The organism is Nonomuraea sp. NPDC048881 (genome assembly GCF_040649795.1).
Taxonomy (GTDB): Bacteria; Actinomycetota; Actinomycetes; order Streptosporangiales; family Streptosporangiaceae; genus Nonomuraea.
In genome coordinates this window covers 115635-132068 of record NZ_JBEZGC010000005.1, presented here as the reverse complement: position 1 = coordinate 132068, position 16434 = coordinate 115635, and the positions used below count along the sequence as shown (strand labels likewise).

Below are 16434 nucleotides of genomic sequence, written 5' to 3'. Positions count from 1 at the left end.
ACGGGGACGCCGGCCTCAGGGCAGTCGCCGCGCGGCGGTCGCCTCCCAGGTCCGCAGGTACGATTCCGCGCCGCTCGCCAGGTCACGGACGATGTCCTGACCGGCGAGCAGGCGCATGTCCTCGATCCAGTCGGGGACCAGGCCGTAGTTGGCCACGCCGTCGACGTTGACGTCCCAGACCCGCTGCCCGGTGCGCTGGCGGTCGAGGCGAACGCTCCCGTCGAAGGACGTGAACGGGTACGTCACCGGGTTCGCGGCGTTGCCCGCGCGCGGGGCGGGCAGGCGGCCCATGCCGTTGACGTCCAGGCCGTAGCCGTATCCGGGGACGTTGTACTGCTGCCGCAGCGGTGCGGTGCGCCGCCACTCCGCGACGAAGTCCGGGGAGTTGTGGCCGTACTGGGTGATCATGCCGCCAAGGGCGTAGATCCGGCTGAAGAAGCCCGGGTCGGCCCAGCTGTGGGAGGAGATCACGCCGGGGTAGCGGGCCGCCTCCAGCAGGCCGAGCGTCTGGGCCGCGGCCTTCACGCTCATGTGGTCGATCTCCACCATCATGCCGCGCCGGATCAGGCCCTGGACCATGTACGTGCCGAGCGAGGTCAGCCCCCGGGTGTTGCAGTGGGGCGCCGGCGGGTACAGCGGCAGCGAGACGCCCGGCGGCAGCAGCCGCGCGATCTGGTCGGGCAGCACGCCGGCCGGGTCGATGGTGTTGTCGTGCTCGGGGCCGGTGCAGGTGCGGGCCTGCCAGAACGAGCCGGTGGACAGCAGGTTGCCGACGTTGACGATCGCGCCCTGGGTGCCGGAGTCGAAGCGCACGCCGCACAGCGCGTTGTCGTACTTGTGGCAGACGAACATGCTGCGCACGCCGAGCGCGTACATCTCGTCCAGGCCCCGGTCGATCTGGGACTTCGTGCACTGCGGGATGCCGAGGATCTGCCGGCAGCCGAACGGCTCCGACGTCTCGATCCCGAGGACGACGGCCAGCTTGCCGGCCGCGGCCACGCTCCTGGCCTCGGCGGGGTCGTTCACGAGGCGGAACCAGCCGCGCCCGGGGCCGCCCGACTCGGCGTCGATGTGGTCCTGCAGCTCGCGGGCCCGCTGGGCCTGCAGGCGGATGGACGTCATCTCGTCGCAGGAGTACTTCTTCAGTGGGTAGATCGCGCACAGCTGCCGGTTGGCCACCAGGTCGTTGACCAGCACCCGCAGCCCGCCGCGCCAGGCGCGCTCGACCCAGGTGTAGTACGCCTGCTGGTGGGTCAGCGAGTCGTTGGCCGGCCAGTCGCGGAAGGTGGGCCAGCCCACCGGGTCGTGGGTGCCGGTGGGCTTGCCGGTCCTGGTGAAGTTCTCGTACCAGGCCAGCTCGCCGTTCGGGTAGTGGTCGGGGCAGTCGGTCAGCGCGTGCTCGATGCCGTCGGGGTCGAACGGCTTGCCGCACATGAGCATGCCGCCGAACGTCTCGTACGAGAACAGGTGGCTGTGGCCGTCCACGAAGCCGCTCACGGCGGCGGCGGCGTGCGCGGCGGCGGTCGGGACGGACGGCGCGACCAGCGCGCCGGTCAGGAGAAGGACGGCTGCGGCCGCCCGGCGGATGAGACGGTGGAACACGGGACCACCTCCCAGGCTGCGGTACCGGGGTCGCCGCAAGCATCCACCGCCGGAAGGGTCCCGGCAAGACCGAACATGAGCTGATCTCATCTAAATTCGCGACCGAAATGTCAGGCGCCCACGTCGTCGAATGCGACGGGCGGACCAGCGACCTGGGCGGCGGCAGGGGCGTCTACGTGCGCGACCCGAACGGTCACAGCTACGAGTTCTTCACGGCCGTTCCATGAGTTTTCCGCATGGGAGCCGTTGAACCCGGCCCGCGCGGGACGGCGTACACCCTGACGACGAGCACCGAGCCGGAGGACGGCGATGGACAGTCAGGGATGGGGTGGCGGGCTGGCCCTTCGGCCGCGCGACTACCTGGGCATGGGTGAGCCGCTGGCCGACGTGGTCGCGGCGGCGGGGCCGTACGAGGGGGAGGCGCTGCACCGGCTCGCGCTGGGCACGGCCGCCACCATGGCCAGGCTGCATCTGACCGGGATCGCGGGGCTGCGGCTCGGGCCGCACAACGTGCTGGTCGGGCCGCTCGGCGAGACGTCGTTCGCGCCGGGCCCGCGGAGCAGCGACCTCCCGCCGGCCGACGTGCGCGAGTGGGCCGACGTGATCGTCTTCGCCGCCGCCGGGCACACCGGGGGCGGCGACGACCCCGGCCGGCTGCCGGCCCCGCTGCGCGGACTGGTCGAGCGGTGCCGCCGGCCGGACCCGGCCGCCCGGCCGACGGCGATCGAGCTGGTGCGCGTCCTGCTCGGGCACGCGGCCTCCGCCCGGCACGCCTCGGTGCGCGACCTGCTGCGCGAGGCCGAGGCCTGGGCCGGTCCGCACGAGCCGGCGCGTTCGGAGGTACGGCCGCGAGCGGCGGGTCGGCACGGGCGTGCGTCATCGGGGGAATGATCAGCTTTTTATCGATGAATCAACAGGCGGGGGGATTGATGCAAATCCCGTATCTTGTTCCTCGCCCGTGCTAGGGCAATAATTCAATATCAGTAGTTATCCGGGCGACATTTCATGATGTACGCAGCGCGAGGAGTCGCCGCGTGAATCATCGTGTGACCGACGAGGCCATGGTGCGGGCCCTGTACCGCGAATACGGGTCCCCGCTGATGGCCTTCGCCGTGCGGCTGACGGGCGGCGACCGGCGCTGGGCGGAGGACGTCGTCCAGGAGACGCTGGTACGCGCCTGGCGCAACCTGGGGGACCTGCGGACCGACAACGGCTCGTTGATGCCCTGGCTGGCCACCGTGGCCCGCCGGGTCGTGATCGACGACCGGCGGCGGGCCGGCACGCGTCCCCTCGACACCGTGGAGGAGGTCCCGGAACGGGCGAACGCCGTGGCCGCCGAGGACGACCGCCTGCTGCGCGAGATCGTGGTGACCGACGCCATGCTCTCGTTGTCGCCGGCGCACCGCCAGGTGCTCACGGAGACCTTCCTGCGCGATCGCACACTGCAGGAGGCCGCGGAGACGATCGGCGTGCCCGTGGGCACGGTGAAGTCCCGCGTGTACTACGCGATGCGGGCGTTACGCATCGCATTGGAGGAAAGGGGGGTGGGGCTCCCGTGAACGAAGTGCACCACGAGGACGTGGCGGCGTACGCGCTGGGCCTGCTGGACGACGACGAGCGCAACGCCTTCGAACGCCACCTGCACGGCTGCCCGAGCTGCGCCGGCGAGGTCGGCGCGTTCGCGGCCATGGGGGAGCTGATGCGCGACGTCGATCCCGACGACCTGCGCGCCGGACCGGTCGATGCAGAACTGGACTCCCCGGTCGAGTCGCTGCTGGTGCGCCGGGCCGCCGTGGAGCGCCGCCGCCGCACCCTCCACCGGGGGCTCATGTCGGCCGCCGCGTGCTTCCTCGTCGCGACCGGCGTCTTCCTCGCCGTCAACGCGGCGACCTCCGGCCCCAACCCCGACAGCGTGCACAGCCCAGCCCGCGCCCTGCTCATGACCGGCCGCACCTACCCGGTCAACGACCCCGCGACCGGCGTGTCCGGCGTGGTGGGCGTCGAGGACAAGGGCTGGGGCACCCACGTGGCGCTGGAGCTCAAGGGCGTCAAGGGGCCGCTGAAGTGCCGGCTGGTGGCCTTCGGCGACGACGGCCGTTCGGAGACCGTGGCGAGCTGGGGCGTGCCCGACAAGGGGTACGGCGTCCCGGGCGCCCCCGACCCCCTGCTGCTGCACGGCGGCACCAGCCTGACCCAGGACGACCTCAACCACTTCACCATCGAGACCCTGGACGGCCGCATCCTCGCGACCGTGCAGGTGTGACCGCCTACCATCGAGCGATGCGCATCGACCTGCACAGCCACAGCACCGCCTCCGACGGCACGCAGCCGCCGGCCGACGTGGTGCGCCGCGCCCGCGAGCGCGGCCTCGACGTGCTCGCGCTGACCGACCACGACACCGTCGCCGGGCACCGCGCGGCCGTCGAGGCGCTGCCCGAGGGCCTGACGCTGGTGCCGGGCATGGAGCTGTCGTGCCGGCGGGCCGGGCAGAGCATCCACCTGCTCGCCTACCTCTTCGACCCCGCCGACCCCGAGCTGCTGGCCGAGTGCGAACGCATCCGCCGGGCCCGCGAGGAACGCGGCAGGCTGACCGTCGAGCGGCTGGTCGAGCTCGGCGTGCCGATCACCTGGGAGCAGGTGGCCGCGGTGGCCGGCGACAGCCCGGTCGGACGGCCGCACATCGCCCGCGCCATGGTCGCCGCGGGGGCCGTGGCCGCGCCGGAGGAGGCGTTCACGCCCGAGTGGATCGGCACGGGCGGTCGCGCGCACGTCACCCGCTACGCCCTCGACCCCGTACGCGCGGTGCGCCTGGTGCGGTCGGCCGGCGGGGTGCCCGTGCTGGCCCATCCGAAGGCGGTCCGGCGCGGCGAGGCGGTGCCCGACGAGTGGATCGCCGAGCTGGCCGCGGCCGGGCTCTTCGGCGTGGAGGCCGACCACCTCGACCAAGACGACGAGGCCCGCGCCCGCCTGCGCCGCCTCGCCGCCGGGCTCGGCCTCGAAGTGACCGGGTCGAGCGACGACCACGGCGAGCTGACCGGCCACCGCCTGGGCTGCGAGACCACCGACCCCGAGGTCTACGCGCACCTGCTCGCCGAGGCGAAGGGCGCCGCACCCATCACGGGCCTTTGAAAACCGCACCCATCACAGGCCGTTGAAGGCCGCACCCATCACGGGCCGTTGAAAGCCGCACCGGTCACGGCGCGTTGAAGTACGTGGTGAACCAGTCGCGGGCGTGTCCGGCGACGCTCTCCAGCGCGCCCGGCTCCTCGAACAGGTGGGTGGCGCCGGGCACGACGGTCAGGCGGTGCTCGGCGCTCAGGTGCCGCTGCGCCTCCTCGTTCAGGTCGATCACGATCGGGTCCCGTCCGCCGACGATGAGCAGCGTGGGCGCGCGCACCGCGGCCAGCCGCTTCCCGGCCAGGTCGGGCCGCCCGCCGCGGGAGACGATCGCCGCGATCCGGTTGTCCGGCTCGGCCGCCGCCCACAGCGCCGCCGCCGCGCCCGTGCTCGCGCCGAAGTAGCCGATCGGCAGCCCCGCGGCCTCCTCGTGCCCGCGCAGCTCCTCCGTACGCTCCAGCAGCCGTCCGGCCAGCAGCGCGATGTCGAACACGTTGGCCCGGTCGGCCTCCTCCTCGGGCGTGAGCAGGTCGAACAGCAGCGTCCCCAGGCCGGCCTTGTTCAGCACCTCGGCCACGTACCGGTTGCGCGGGCTGAGCCGGCCGCTGCCGCTGCCGTGCGCGAACACCACCACCCCCCGGGCGGCGTCAGGGACGACCAGGTCGCCGGTCATGCTTCACCTCCGACGGGCGCGCTGCCCCGCTGCGCCACAACCTTGCCGCTACCCAGGCACGGCGACCTCTATCCACCGCTCGAATGGGCATTGACCTGGGAGTATGGACAAGGAGCCGGGGCGCAAGCAGCAGAGCGCCGGCGCGCCGCTCGGGCGGATCTTCTCGGGCGCGGCGGCCGGGCTCGCGCGCCTGCGCGCCCAGGGGTTCCGGGAGTGGCTGGGGGCCGAGCGGGAGGCGTTCGCCCAGACAGTCAAGGTGACGCTGGCCTGCGTGTTCGGGTGGTGGCTCGCCACGTTCGCGCTGAAGGTGCCGCTGCCCGTGCTGGTGCCGATCGGGGTGCTGCTCACGGTCTCGGCCACCGCCTACAGCACGGTCGTCCGCGGGTTCCAGCAGGTCGGGGCGGTCGTGGTCGGGGTGGCGGCGGCGTCGGGGCTGATCTGGCTGATGGGCGTCAACGCGCTGACGCTGGGCCTGCTGGTGGCCGCCGGGCTCGTGCTGACCCGGCTGCTCAACCTGCCGGCCCAGAACGTGCAGATCCCGATCACCGCCCTGCTGGTGCTCTCGCTCGGCCGCACGTACGGCTTCGCGCGCCTGGCCGACGTCCTGCTCGGCGCGGCCATCGGCATCGCGGCGAACCTGCTCATCCTGCCCCCGCGCTTCGTCGAGCACGCCGCCAGGGAGTTGTGCGACATGTCGGCCGAGCTGGCCGACCTGGCCCAGGACATGGCCGACGGCCTGAGCGGCCACTGGACGGAGGACATGGCCCGCGACTGGCTCGACCGCGCCCGCGAGCTGTCCCAGCGCCTGGAGGAGACCAAGGACACCGCCGACCAGGCGGCCGAGTCCGTGCGCCTGACCTTCCGCCGGCGCCGCCGCTACGACCGGCGGCTGCGCCAGTCGGCCGAGGCCGCGACCTGCCTCGACCACGCCGGGCACCAGCTCAGGAGCATCGCGCGCGGGCTGGTGGACCTGGTCGCCGGTGCCCGCGGCCTGCCCGGCGAGAAGGCCGCCGACCTGCCCGAGCCTCTGGCCGGCGAGCTGCGCGCGCTGTCGCGCATCTTCCGCGACTTCGGCCTGATCCAGGTGGGCAAGGCCGCGTCCAGGGACATGGCGAACCTGTGCGCGGCCCTGCGCGAGGGCGAGCACCAGCAGCGCCACCTGGCCGCCGAGCTGGCCGGCTCCCCGCCCAAGGGCCCCCTGTGGCCCCTGTACGGCGCCCTGCTCGACGACTGCGCCAGGATCCGCCACGAGTTCGACCCCGACACCGGCCCCCACCGGTCCGCCTTCCCCTGACCTCGGCACCGGCACCGGCCCGCATCGATCCGCCTTCCCCCGGGTTCCGCCCGCGGGTCCGCGGACCGTGTCATGATCCCTTCGTGATCGACGCGGAGACCGGCTGGTATTTCATGCACGCCTCGATCAAGGGCGTGGTCCTGACCGACGACGCCACCGCGAAGACGGCGGGACGCCACCGCGAAGGTGACGGCCCGCCGCGCCCCCGTTCAGGCCAGGAGCAGCGCGGAGACGAACTGGAGCAGGTGCCAGGCCACGTACGCGGCCAGCGAGCAGAACGCCCACTCCTTGCTCCTGCTCACCCGCGCCACCCAGACCAGCACCTCCACCGGTTCGGACCGCGGCCTGACCGCCCGTACCGCGAAGCAGGCCGCCATCAGCCAGGCCGCCCCCGACGCGGTCAGCAGCCCGACGGACAGGGCGAGCAGCACCCCCGGCCCCGCCGGCGGGTCACCCGGCGAGAGCTGACGGGTCCAGGCCGCCAGCACCCCGGCCAGCAGGCCGAGCGTGACCCGCCGATCCCTGCGCGCCTGTCGCTTGAGTGACTGCAGGTCTCGACGCATCTGGTGCTTGAGCATCCGGATCACCTCCGTGTCGTCGCTGGTGGCACCAGCTAACGAGAAGGCGCGGAGAAGATCTGCGACCTCACTTCCGAGATTTCCCGACTTTTAGCGGTCTTTCAGGAGAGCTCCCGCAGCTCCTGCGCCGCCCGCCGGCCCTCGAAGACGTCCCCCACCTCGTCCAGCGTGCGCACCGCCTCGGCCAGATGGGCCACCGCCGCCTCGCGGTCCCCGAGCCTGGCGGTGATCAGGCCGAGCGCCCTCAGCGCGCATCCCAGGTCGCGCCGCGTCCCGCACTCCAGGTGCACGTCTCTGGCCTGTTTGGCGTGGACCAGCGCCTCCTCGGCCCGGTCCAGGTCGAGCAGCACCATGGCCAGCGTCGTGAGCGCCGCCCCCCACCGATCCCTGGTGCCGGTCACGTGCTGCAGCTCGACGGTCTCCACGGCGTACTCCAGGGCCGCCGCGGGCTCGCCCGCCGCGTGGAGCGCGTGCGCGATCGACAGCAGCGCGCTGGCCCTGCTGTCGCCCGTCTCCTCCCGGATCGCCAGCGAGGCCCGCGCCGCCCGCACCGCCGGCTCGTGCCGCCCGAGCGACAGGTACGTGTAGGTCAGCGTCTCCTGCACGTCGGCCTCGGCTCGCCGGTTGCCCAGCCCCTGGACCAGGTCCAGCGCCTCCAGCGCGTACACGAAGGCCACCTGGGGCAGGCCCTGGCGGCGGCGCACCCGGGCCAGCCGGTTGAGCATGCGGGCCTCGACGGGCTCGTCGCGGATCACCCGGCTGATGACGAGCGCCTGGTTGAGGTAGTCGTCGGCGCGCAGGTAGTCCGACAGCCGCCAGTGCACCACCCCGATGTCGCCGAGCGTCTCGGCCTTGCCCTGCTCGTGGTGGAGCTCGACCTGCACCGCGAGCGCCTGCTCGTAGCAGGCCAGCGCCTCGTCGTAGCGCGAGCCGTTGCGCGCGATGCGGCCCAGCGCGCACAGCGCCCGCCCGCACCCGTGCTGGTCACCGGTGGCCGTGTACCCGGACAGGGCGCGTTCGGCGTCGCGGCGGGCGTCCTGCTGCAGCCCGAGCTGGTCGTAGATCTCGGCCAGGCAGAGCAGCGTCTCGGCCTCGGCGTGCTCGTCGCCCAGCTCGTGGCAGATCGACAGCGCCTCCAGGCCCTCCGACAGCGCCGCGTCGGGCTCGCCCAGGCTCCGCCGCACCCGGGCCGAGATGATCAGGCTCTGCGCGGCGCCCCTGCGGTCGCCCAGCTCCTCCCGTACGCGCCGCGCCTGGCCGGCGTACTGGAGCGCCAGATCGTTGCGCTCCTGCGACAGGTGCAGCCGGGCGAGCGTGTGCAGGCACTTCGCCACGCCGGACAGGTCTCCGATCTCCCGGTGCACCTCCAGCGCCTCACCCGCGCGGCGCAACGCCTCGTCCCTGTTGCCCGCGATGCCGTGCACCTCGGCCAGGTCGTTGAGCGCGCGGGCCAGCCCCGCGCGGTCGCCCAGCGAGGTGAAGTCGGCCAGCGCCTCGCCGATGAACCTGGCCGCCAGCGTGGACGGCCCGATGTCGCGGTGGATCGAGCCGAGGTGGCTGCGCATGAGCGCGACGGCCCGCCGGTCGCCCACCTGGATGGCCGAGGTCAGCCCGGCCTGCTGCACCTCCAGGTTGTTCTCGTAGTACCGCAGGCGCCTGAACGGCTCGAACACCGCCTCGGCGAGCTGCCAGGCCATCCCGTACGCCCCGCTCTCCTCGGCCAGCCGCACCGCCGAGACCAGCGACCGCCGCTCGGCCTCGAACCACTCGCGCGGCGTGTCCGGACCGGTCGCGACCGCCAGGTAGTGGTCGAGCAGCCGCACCCTGGCCTCGCGCACCCCCGCCTCCGCGTGCCGGCCCAGCTCCCTGGCCTGCCACTTGACCAGGTCGTGCACCCGGTACCGCGACCCCGGCAGCGGCTCGACCAGGTACGCCCGGTGCAGCCCCTCCACCGCCGCCACCGCCTCGCCCACCGGCACGCCCAGCGCCGCCGCCAGCACCTCCGGCGCGAAGTCCCGCCCGGGAAGCAGCCCGACGTGCCGGAAGGCCCGCCGCTGCGCGGGGCTCAGCGACTCGTACGCCAGGTCCAGCGCCGACCTGAACGCCTCCTCCGGGTCCCCGGCCAGCGGCCGGTCCGGCGTACGCAGCTCCGCCGCCCGCGCCCGCACGCTCAGCCCCGGGTCCTCGGCCAGCTTGGCCGCCGAGATCCGCAACGCGTACGGATGGTACGAGCACACCCGGGCCAGCTCGGCCAGCGCGTCCCGGTCGGCGGCCCGCGGCGAGCCCTCGCCGAGCACCGACACCAGCAGCGCCACCGCGTTGCCCGGGTCGAGCACCGACAGGTCCATGAGGTCGGCGTGCCCGGTGGCGCGCAGCGGGGCCATCCGCGTCCTGCTGGTCACCAGCACCACGCAGTCCTTGCCGCCCGGCAGCAGCGCCCGCACCTGGGCCGGGTCGGCCGCGTTGTCCAGGACGAGCAGCAGCCTGCGCCCGGCGATCCTGCTGCGATAGAGCAGCATCAGCTCGGCCTCGTCGGAGGCCGGCATGTGCTCGCCGACGCCGAGCGAGCGCAGGATCTGCCCGAGCGCCTCGGCCGAGCTCATCGGCGGCTGGGTCGGCGAGTGGCCGCGCAGGTCGATCATGATCTGGCCGTCGGGGAACCGGTCGGCGTGCAGGTGGCCCCAGTGCGTCACCAGCGCGGTCTTGCCCACGCCGGTCAGGCCCTGCACGACCATGGTGTTCGTCCGCCGCGGCCGGTCCAGCCAGGCCGTGAGCAGGTCGAGGCTCTGCTGGCGGCCGGTGAAGTCGGACGCGTCGGCGGGCAGCTGGCGCGGCTTCGGCAGCTCGCCGACCGGCAGCGGCCCGGCCTGCGCGCCCGGTCGCGTCAGGAACGGCGTCACCCGGCCGCGCCACGGCTCGGACAGGTGCTCCCAGGCCCCCGCGGCCTCGCGCAGCGCCACCGGGTCGGCGATCCGCAGCCTCCGGTACCCCAGCCGCGCCAGCCAGCCGCGCCTGACCCACTGCGTGAGCTGCCGCTGCACGACGTCGGGCGCGCTGCCCACGAGGTCGGCCAGCGTCTCCACGGACAGCGGCGGCGCGGCGGGGGAGGCCAGCTCGTACCGCTCGTCCAGGTGCAGCAGCCACACGGCCAGCCGGGCCGCGACCGGCGCCCGGGCCAGCGCCTCGTGCCTGCGGGCCGCCAGGTTCCTGGCGAACAGCTCCTGGACGAGCGCGGTCGCCACGGCCGGGACCGCCGAGGCGTGCTCGCGTAACCGCCGCAGGTCGATGGGCCAGGCCCGGACCTCGGTCAGGGCGTCCACCTTGACGCGCTCGCCCGGGCTCCAGAAGGCCAGCTCGCCCACCAGGTCGCCGGGGCCGCGCAGGTCGTGCACGACCTCCCGGTCGCCGCCGGGGACGTGCTCGCGGGCGTACCCGTGGTCGATCAGGTGGACGCGGTTGACCGGCCGGACCGGCGAGCAGATCAGCTCGCCGCGGCGGAAGAGACGGAGGCTCGCGCCCTCGTCCACGAGTGACCTGAACAGACCCATGCCACCACCGATCTGGGGACGGCGGTGTCCTCGACATGACAGGTTGGAAACAGTCCCAACGACAAAGTGTCACATCAGGCGAACACGGGTCAACGGATCACACGTGCGCCGAATCGCTCCGGTCGGGCACGAACCGGTAGCCGACGTTGCGGACGGTCCCGATCAGCGACTCGTTCTCGGTGCCGAGCTTGGCGCGCAGCCGCCGGACGTGCACGTCGACCGTCCTGGTGCCGCCGAAGTAGTCGTAGCCCCAGACCTCCTGCAGGAGCTGGGCGCGGGTGAAGACCCGGCCGGGATGCTGGGCCAGGTACTTCAGCAGCTCGAACTCCTTGAACGTCAGGTCGAGCACGTTCCCCCGCAGCCGCGCGGTGTAGGTGGCCTCGTCGATCGACAGGTCGCCGCTGCGGATCTCGTCGGGGACGTCCTCGGCGGCGGTCTGCGACCTGCGCCCGGTCGCCATGCGCAGCCGCGCCTCCACCTCGGCGGGGCCGGCGGTCTCCAGCAGCACGTCGTCGACCCCCCACTCGGCGGTCATCGCGGCCAGGCCGCCCTCGGTCACCACCACCAGCAGCGGGCAGTCGATGCCCGTGGTGCGGATCAACCGGCACAGGCTCTTGGCCTGCACGAGCTCCTTGCGCGCGTCGACCACGACGGCGTCGGCGGGCGGCGTGTCGATGAGCGCCGACGCCTCGGCCGGCGAGACCCGCACGGAGTGGAGCAGCAACCCCAGCGCCGGCAGCACCTCGGAGGACGGCTCGAGGGCGTTGGTCAGCAGCAGCAGGTTGCTCATCACGGCCTCCTCTAACACACAAGGACCCGGAGGCGACGTCGCCCAGGTCCTGTACGCGAGGATATCCCACGGCTTAGTCGCGTCCATTGCGCGTCCACCAGGTGAACAGCGGGCCCTTTGAAACAAGCGTGTTAAGGGCGTCGCACAATAGAGCGAAGGCGATTGTGAGGCAACGCATGGCCACAGGAAAAGTACGTTATTGGGCGGCGGCCAAGGAGGCCGCCGGAGTCGCGGAAGAGTCGTTCGAAGCGGCGACTCTTGACGAACTGATGACCAAAATCACACAGGACCGGGCCGAGCTCGCCCGGGTGGTCGGCCGTTCGTCGTTCCTCGTCGACGGAGCCCCCGTGGGCCGGCGCGCCCACGACACGGTGGTGCTCGGCGAGGGCGTCACGGTGGAGGTGCTGCCGCCCTTCGCCGGCGGGTGATCCACGGCTCCGGCGGGGAAGGAGACCGCCGGATCGATAGGCTCGAAACCCCCGCCGACGACAGGGAGCCCCATGCGCAAGCTGATCATCTTTCTGATCGTCCTGGCCGTCCTCTTCGTCGTCGTCGACCGCGTCGCGGTGGCCGGGGTGGAGCGTGACCTGTCCAACCGGATCGCCGCCGCCACCGACCTCAGCGGCGCCCCCAAGGTGACGATCGAGGGCATCCCGTTTCTCACTCAGGCCGTCTCGGGGCACTATCCCGAGGTACGGTTCGATCTCGGCACCCTCACCTACGGAGGCGTGCCGGTGAAGAACCTGCGCGGCGTCGCCTACGACGTGACCGCCCCGCTGTCCGACGTGCTGCAGAACCGTGCCGACGTCCGGGCCGGGCGGGTCACCGTGAGCGGCGTGCTCACCCGGGCCACGATCGACAAGCACGCGCCCCGGGGCATCAAGATCAGCGGCAACGGGCGACGGCTCGTGGCGTCGGGAGAGGTGACGGTGGGGGTGCAGAAGGTGCAGTTCACCGCGGAGATGCGGGTCGACGTGGCCGACGGCGCCATCAGGCTCCAGGCGGAGAAGATCCAGGGCGTGCCCGACCAACTCGCCCACTTCGTCACCTACACGATCCCGTTCAAGGGCGGCCTGCCCTTCGACGTGAAGATCACCGGGGTCAAGAGCGTGGCCGACGGATTGGAGTTCTCGGCCGAAGCGTCTGACGTGCCGATCCGTGGATGAGCCTGAACCGCTGCGGCCCCCCGTACGTGATGAGGGCGTGAGCGCAGCAGGCACCGCGGACGAGGAGCTCGTACGCACCCTCTTCGACGAGCACGCCGGGCCACTCTACGGGTACGTGCTGCGACTCACCGGTGATTCCGGACGTGCGGAGGACGTGGTGCAGGAGACGCTGCTGCGGGCCTGGCGGCACCCCGACGCGCTCTCCGGCCGTCCCATCCGGGCCTGGCTGTTCACGGTGGCGCGTAACCTCGTGGTCGACCAGCACCGCGCCAAGAAGGCCCGGCCGCAGGAGACCGGCGACGAGGCCCTCGCGGTCCTGCCGGCCGACGACGAGCTGGAACGGGCGGTCGAGTCGTGGGCCGTGGCCGAGGCGCTGGCCGCGCTGCGGCCCGAGCACCGCGAGGTGCTGCTGGAGGTCTACTACCGGGGGCGATCGGTGAAGGAGGCGTCGGCGACGCTGGGCATACCGCCGGGCACGGTCAAGTCGCGCACCTACTACGCGCTGCGCGCGCTCAAGCTGGCGCTCGAAGAGCGGGGGCTGGCGCCGTGACGACCTGCGAAGAAGTGCGCATCGCCATGGGCGCGCACGCCTTGGGCGCGCTCGAACCCGACGAGGCGCTGGAGATCGACAACCACCTGGCCACCTGCGAGACCTGCGGCGCCGAGCTGCTCGAACTCGAAGGCGTCGTCGCCTTCCTCGGCAAGGTGTCCGAGCACGACGTCGAGCTGGTGGCCAGCCCGCCGCGCCAGGTGCTCGACCGGCTGCTCAACGCCCGCGCCCGGCGTCACCGGCGCGGCCGGCTCATGCTGGCCGTGGCCGCCTCCGTCGCGGTGATCGCCGTCGGCGGCACGGTCTGGACCGTCACCCGGCAGGACGTCACGCAGCGGACCGCGGCCGCCCCCGCGGCCGCCCCCCAGTCCTCGGCGGCCGCGAAGTCGCCGGAGACCGAGGGCTTCGTCGCCAGCGACGCCGCGCCCGACGCCCAGCTCAGGAAGGCCCTGCCGACGCCGAGCACGATGCCCACGACGGCCCTGAGCACCACCGCCGACGGCCGGGCGTTCAAGGGCGAGAACCGGGCCAAGGACTACTACGCCACGGTCTACGCCCTGCCCGGCGACGGGCGCACCGAGCTGCTGGTGACCGTGCGGAACGTGCCGGTCGGCACCGTCTGCAGCCTGGCCGTCTACGACGACAGGGGGCGGCGCGAGGTCGTCGGGAGCTGGACCGTCAGCCGCGAGAGCTACCGCGAGGAGACCGTCTTCCAGATGGCGACGCCGGTGCTCATGCGGCGCATCGACCGCTTCGAGGTCGTCGACCGGCGGGGACGCGTCCTGGTGGACGTCGCCGGCCCGGCCAGGAAGTAATCGCGGCCGCCCGTGGTTGGCACCTGAGGTGACGGGTCTGTGGATCGCGCTGGCGACGCTGGCGCTCGGCACGGTGATCGGGGTGGTACGTCTGCGCCGCGACGGACGGGTGCGCGCGGCGGCCGGGGAACGGCTGACCGCGGACATGCTGGGCGCCGCCATGGGCGAGCGGGCCACGCTGGTGCAGTTCTCGACCGCGTTCTGCCAGCCCTGCCGGGCGACCAGGCGGGTGCTGGCCGAAGTGAGCGCGCTCGTGCCCGGGGTGGCGCACGTGGAGATCGACGCCGAGTCCCGGCTCGATCTGGTGCGGCGGTTCGACGTCATGCGCACGCCCACCGTGTTTGTGCTGGATCCGTCAGGCAACGTGGTCAAAAAGGCCTCTGGCCAGCCACGGAAGGCCGACGTGCTGGCCGCGCTGGCGGTCGCGATCCCCTCCGGGGAGTCACGGCCGTCTCACGAACTGTCTCAGAACTCGGACGAGATGTGACAGATGGCGAGACGACGAGTAGGGTCGTCGCTATGAACCCGTCGACAGAGCTGCTCACGAAGCGGCGCGCGGTTGATTTCTGCCGCGTCGCCACCGCGCTCTGTCGCGCTGCCTGAGGACGGTCACCGCGGACATCTGGTCCGCCCCATCCGACCCCTTCAGGAGCATCCTGCGATGCGTGCTGATCCCAGAGCGCTGCGCTTCGGCGCGGCCGTCACCACCTTGGTCCTCGCTCTCGTCCTCGTGACGGGGAGCGCGTGGCTGCTCGCCGTCCAGGCGGTGGTCTTCGCGCTGGGAGTCGCGCGCCGCTCGCCGTACACGATGCTCTTCAAGGCGCTCGTCAGGAGCGCTCCGAAGGAGACCGAAGACGCCCGCCCGCCGCGGTTCGCGCAGGGGGTGGGGCTGCTCTTCGCGGTCGCGGGGCTGGCCGGGTTCGTCATCGGGATCACACCGCTGGCCCTCGGGGCCACGGCCGCGGCTCTCCTCGCCGCCTTCCTCAACGCAGCCTTCGGATTCTGCCTCGGCTGCGAAACGTACCTGCTCACCCGCCGTCTACTGCCCGCCGCCAAAATGGAGGTTTCCCAATGAGCCGCTCCGCCGCCCTGGTGGACGCCGACTGGGTCGAGGCCAACCTCGACACCCCCAACGTCGTACTCGTCGAGGTCGACGAAGACGTCAGCGCCTATGACAAGGGCCACATCCGTGGCGCCGTGAAGGTCGACTGGCGGCAGGACCTGCAGGACCCGGTCCGCCGCGACTTCGTGGACAAGACCGGTTTCGAGGCCCTGCTGTCGGACCGCGGCATTTCCAACGATGACACCGTCGTGCTCTACGGCGGCAACAACAACTGGTTCGCGGCCTACGCGTACTGGTACTTCAAGCTCTACGGCCACCAGGACGTCAAGCTGCTCGACGGCGGGCGCAAGAAGTGGGAGCTCGACTCCCGCGAGCTGGTCCGCGACGTGCCCGAGCGCGCCAAGACCCAGTACGTCGCCCAGGAGCAGGACACCGCGATCCGCGCCTTCCGCGACGACGTGGTCTCCGCGATCGGCAAGCTCAACCTGGTCGACGTGCGCTCGCCCGACGAGTTCACCGGCAAGCTGCTCGCCCCGGCCCACCTCCCGCAGGAGCAGGCTCAGCGCGGCGGCCACGTGCCCACCGCCCGCAACATCCCGTGGTCCAAGGCCGCGAACGACGACGGCACCTTCAAGTCCGACGACGCGCTGCGCGCCCTCTACGGTGAGGCCGGCGTCGACTTCGGCAAGGACACCATCGCCTACTGCCGCATCGGCGAGCGCTCGGCGCACACCTGGTTCGTGCTGCACGAGCTCCTCGACCAGGGCAACGTGAAGAACTACGACGGTTCGTGGACGGAATACGGCTCGCTCGTGGGCGTGCCGATCGAGCTGGGGGAGGCCCGCTGATGACCACTGCACAGGGTTGCGGAGCGCCGGAGCAGACCATCGCGCTGCCGGCCGGGATCGATCTGTCCAACCAGGCCGTCATCCAGGGCGTGGTGACGGGCGCCACCACCGCCTACGCGCGGCTGCTCGACCACTCCGGCGAGTTCACCGGTGAGGTCGTCGTCTCCGACGACGGCGTCTTCCGCTTCTTCGCCGCGCCCGGCGACTGGACCGTCCGCATCATCGCGGGCGGCGGCGTCACCCGCGACGTTCAGGTGGAGGCCCGGCTGGGTGAGGTCTCCCAGCTCGCGGTCGCCGTCTGAGCCCAGACAGCGCCGAGACGGGGCCCGTGTCCACACCGGACACGGGCCCCGTTCCCGTTCCGGGCGAGCGCAACGAAACCCGGCGCGG

The 16434-nt window shown here is 72.5% G+C and carries 18 protein-coding genes; 13 read left to right on the top strand and 5 right to left on the bottom strand.

Features of this window, described 5'->3' with window-relative positions:
* Window positions 1–15: 15 nt before the first annotated feature.
* Complete coding sequence (locus AB0C33_RS19175) at window positions 16–1602, bottom strand: Coagulation factor 5/8 type domain-containing protein (protein WP_358289412.1); 1587 nt, start codon at window positions 1600–1602, stop codon at window positions 16–18.
* Between the two features lie 309 nt (window positions 1603–1911).
* Here AB0C33_RS19175 and AB0C33_RS19170 point away from each other — a divergent pair, with 309 nt between their 5' ends.
* The 4 genes from AB0C33_RS19170 to AB0C33_RS19155 all read left to right on the top strand — a co-directional run bounded on the left by AB0C33_RS19170 (window position 1912) and on the right by AB0C33_RS19155 (window position 4731).
* Window positions 1912–2493 (top strand): hypothetical protein, encoded by a 582-nt coding sequence (locus tag AB0C33_RS19170; protein WP_358289409.1) that lies wholly within the window; start codon window positions 1912–1914, stop codon window positions 2491–2493.
* Window positions 2494–2666: 173 nt separating this feature from the next.
* Complete coding sequence (locus AB0C33_RS19165; protein ID WP_352355860.1) at window positions 2667–3161, top strand: sigma-70 family RNA polymerase sigma factor; 495 nt, start codon at window positions 2667–2669, stop codon at window positions 3159–3161.
* Window positions 3158–3865: a zf-HC2 domain-containing protein gene (locus tag AB0C33_RS19160; protein WP_358289406.1), complete on the top strand. Its 708-nt coding sequence runs from the start codon at window positions 3158–3160 to the stop codon at window positions 3863–3865. Before AB0C33_RS19165 ends, AB0C33_RS19160 begins: the two co-directional genes overlap by 4 nt.
* A 17-nt stretch (window positions 3866–3882) precedes the next feature.
* Entirely contained in the window at window positions 3883–4731 is an 849-nt protein-coding gene (locus AB0C33_RS19155; protein ID WP_358289403.1) for a PHP domain-containing protein, read from the top strand.
* Between the two features lie 64 nt (window positions 4732–4795).
* Here AB0C33_RS19155 and AB0C33_RS19150 read toward each other — a convergent pair whose 3' ends face one another.
* The gene (locus AB0C33_RS19150) at window positions 4796–5392 is read right to left on the bottom strand and encodes an alpha/beta hydrolase (RefSeq protein ID WP_358289401.1); all 597 of its coding nucleotides are present in this window, start codon (window positions 5390–5392) and stop codon (window positions 4796–4798) included.
* Between the two features lie 103 nt (window positions 5393–5495).
* Here AB0C33_RS19150 and AB0C33_RS19145 point away from each other — a divergent pair, with 103 nt between their 5' ends.
* Window positions 5496–6686 (top strand): aromatic acid exporter family protein, encoded by a 1191-nt coding sequence (locus AB0C33_RS19145; protein WP_358289398.1) that lies wholly within the window; start codon window positions 5496–5498, stop codon window positions 6684–6686.
* A gap of 209 nt (window positions 6687–6895) precedes the next feature.
* On the opposite strand, the gene AB0C33_RS19140 is transcribed toward AB0C33_RS19145, so the two are convergent.
* The 3 genes from AB0C33_RS19140 to AB0C33_RS19130 all read right to left on the bottom strand — a co-directional run bounded on the left by AB0C33_RS19140 (window position 6896) and on the right by AB0C33_RS19130 (window position 11602).
* Window positions 6896–7264 (bottom strand): hypothetical protein, encoded by a 369-nt coding sequence (locus AB0C33_RS19140; RefSeq protein WP_358289395.1) that lies wholly within the window; start codon window positions 7262–7264, stop codon window positions 6896–6898.
* 101 nt (window positions 7265–7365) lie between these two features.
* Entirely contained in the window at window positions 7366–10812 is a 3447-nt protein-coding gene (locus AB0C33_RS19135) for a tetratricopeptide repeat protein (RefSeq protein ID WP_358289392.1), read from the bottom strand.
* A gap of 97 nt (window positions 10813–10909) precedes the next feature.
* Entirely contained in the window at window positions 10910–11602 is a 693-nt protein-coding gene (locus tag AB0C33_RS19130; RefSeq protein ID WP_357994472.1) for a response regulator transcription factor, read from the bottom strand.
* A gap of 176 nt (window positions 11603–11778) precedes the next feature.
* Here AB0C33_RS19130 and AB0C33_RS19125 point away from each other — a divergent pair, with 176 nt between their 5' ends.
* The 8 genes from AB0C33_RS19125 (at window position 11779) to AB0C33_RS19090 (ending at window position 16346) form a co-directional block, all read left to right on the top strand.
* Window positions 11779–12030, top strand: coding sequence for a MoaD/ThiS family protein (locus AB0C33_RS19125; protein ID WP_358289389.1), 252 nt, complete (start codon window positions 11779–11781; stop codon window positions 12028–12030).
* Between the two features lie 72 nt (window positions 12031–12102).
* Window positions 12103–12768: a DUF2993 domain-containing protein gene (locus tag AB0C33_RS19120; protein WP_358289388.1), complete on the top strand. Its 666-nt coding sequence runs from the start codon at window positions 12103–12105 to the stop codon at window positions 12766–12768.
* 37 nt (window positions 12769–12805) lie between these two features.
* Entirely contained in the window at window positions 12806–13318 is a 513-nt protein-coding gene (locus tag AB0C33_RS19115) for a sigma-70 family RNA polymerase sigma factor (RefSeq protein WP_125643242.1), read from the top strand.
* A complete protein-coding gene (locus AB0C33_RS19110; protein ID WP_358289385.1) occupies window positions 13315–14133 on the top strand; it encodes a zf-HC2 domain-containing protein in 819 nt (272 codons plus the stop codon). Before AB0C33_RS19115 ends, AB0C33_RS19110 begins: the two co-directional genes overlap by 4 nt.
* Window positions 14134–14161: 28 nt before the next feature.
* Window positions 14162–14620 carry a thioredoxin family protein gene (locus AB0C33_RS19105; RefSeq protein ID WP_358289383.1) on the top strand — a complete coding sequence of 153 codons (459 nt, stop codon included), beginning with the start codon at window positions 14162–14164 and terminating at the stop codon, window positions 14618–14620.
* Between the two features lie 174 nt (window positions 14621–14794).
* Complete coding sequence (locus AB0C33_RS19100) at window positions 14795–15208, top strand: DUF4395 domain-containing protein (protein WP_358289380.1); 414 nt, start codon at window positions 14795–14797, stop codon at window positions 15206–15208.
* A complete protein-coding gene (locus AB0C33_RS19095) occupies window positions 15205–16044 on the top strand; it encodes a sulfurtransferase (RefSeq protein ID WP_358289377.1) in 840 nt (279 codons plus the stop codon). Before AB0C33_RS19100 ends, AB0C33_RS19095 begins: the two co-directional genes overlap by 4 nt.
* Window positions 16044–16346: a DUF1416 domain-containing protein gene (locus AB0C33_RS19090; RefSeq protein WP_357706203.1), complete on the top strand. Its 303-nt coding sequence runs from the start codon at window positions 16044–16046 to the stop codon at window positions 16344–16346. The genes AB0C33_RS19095 and AB0C33_RS19090 overlap by 1 nt, the downstream gene beginning before the upstream one ends.
* Window positions 16347–16434: the final 88 nt, after the last annotated feature.

Coding starts and splice junctions, on each gene's coding strand:
- AB0C33_RS19170 (WP_358289409.1), top strand. CDS start 1,912: ATGGACAGTCAGGGATGGGGTGGCGGGCTGGCCCTTCGGCCGCGCGAC.
- AB0C33_RS19090 (WP_357706203.1), top strand. CDS start 16,044: ATGACCACTGCACAGGGTTGCGGAGCGCCGGAGCAGACCATCGCGCTG.
- AB0C33_RS19135 (WP_358289392.1), bottom strand. CDS start 10,812: ATGGGTCTGTTCAGGTCACTCGTGGACGAGGGCGCGAGCCTCCGTCTC.
- AB0C33_RS19155 (WP_358289403.1), top strand. CDS start 3,883: ATGCGCATCGACCTGCACAGCCACAGCACCGCCTCCGACGGCACGCAG.
- AB0C33_RS19095 (WP_358289377.1), top strand. CDS start 15,205: ATGAGCCGCTCCGCCGCCCTGGTGGACGCCGACTGGGTCGAGGCCAAC.
- AB0C33_RS19145 (WP_358289398.1), top strand. CDS start 5,496: ATGGACAAGGAGCCGGGGCGCAAGCAGCAGAGCGCCGGCGCGCCGCTC.
- AB0C33_RS19140 (WP_358289395.1), bottom strand. CDS start 7,264: ATGCTCAAGCACCAGATGCGTCGAGACCTGCAGTCACTCAAGCGACAG.
- AB0C33_RS19120 (WP_358289388.1), top strand. CDS start 12,103: ATGCGCAAGCTGATCATCTTTCTGATCGTCCTGGCCGTCCTCTTCGTC.
- AB0C33_RS19125 (WP_358289389.1), top strand. CDS start 11,779: ATGGCCACAGGAAAAGTACGTTATTGGGCGGCGGCCAAGGAGGCCGCC.
- AB0C33_RS19150 (WP_358289401.1), bottom strand. CDS start 5,392: ATGACCGGCGACCTGGTCGTCCCTGACGCCGCCCGGGGGGTGGTGGTG.
- AB0C33_RS19100 (WP_358289380.1), top strand. CDS start 14,795: ATGCGTGCTGATCCCAGAGCGCTGCGCTTCGGCGCGGCCGTCACCACC.
- AB0C33_RS19130 (WP_357994472.1), bottom strand. CDS start 11,602: ATGAGCAACCTGCTGCTGCTGACCAACGCCCTCGAGCCGTCCTCCGAG.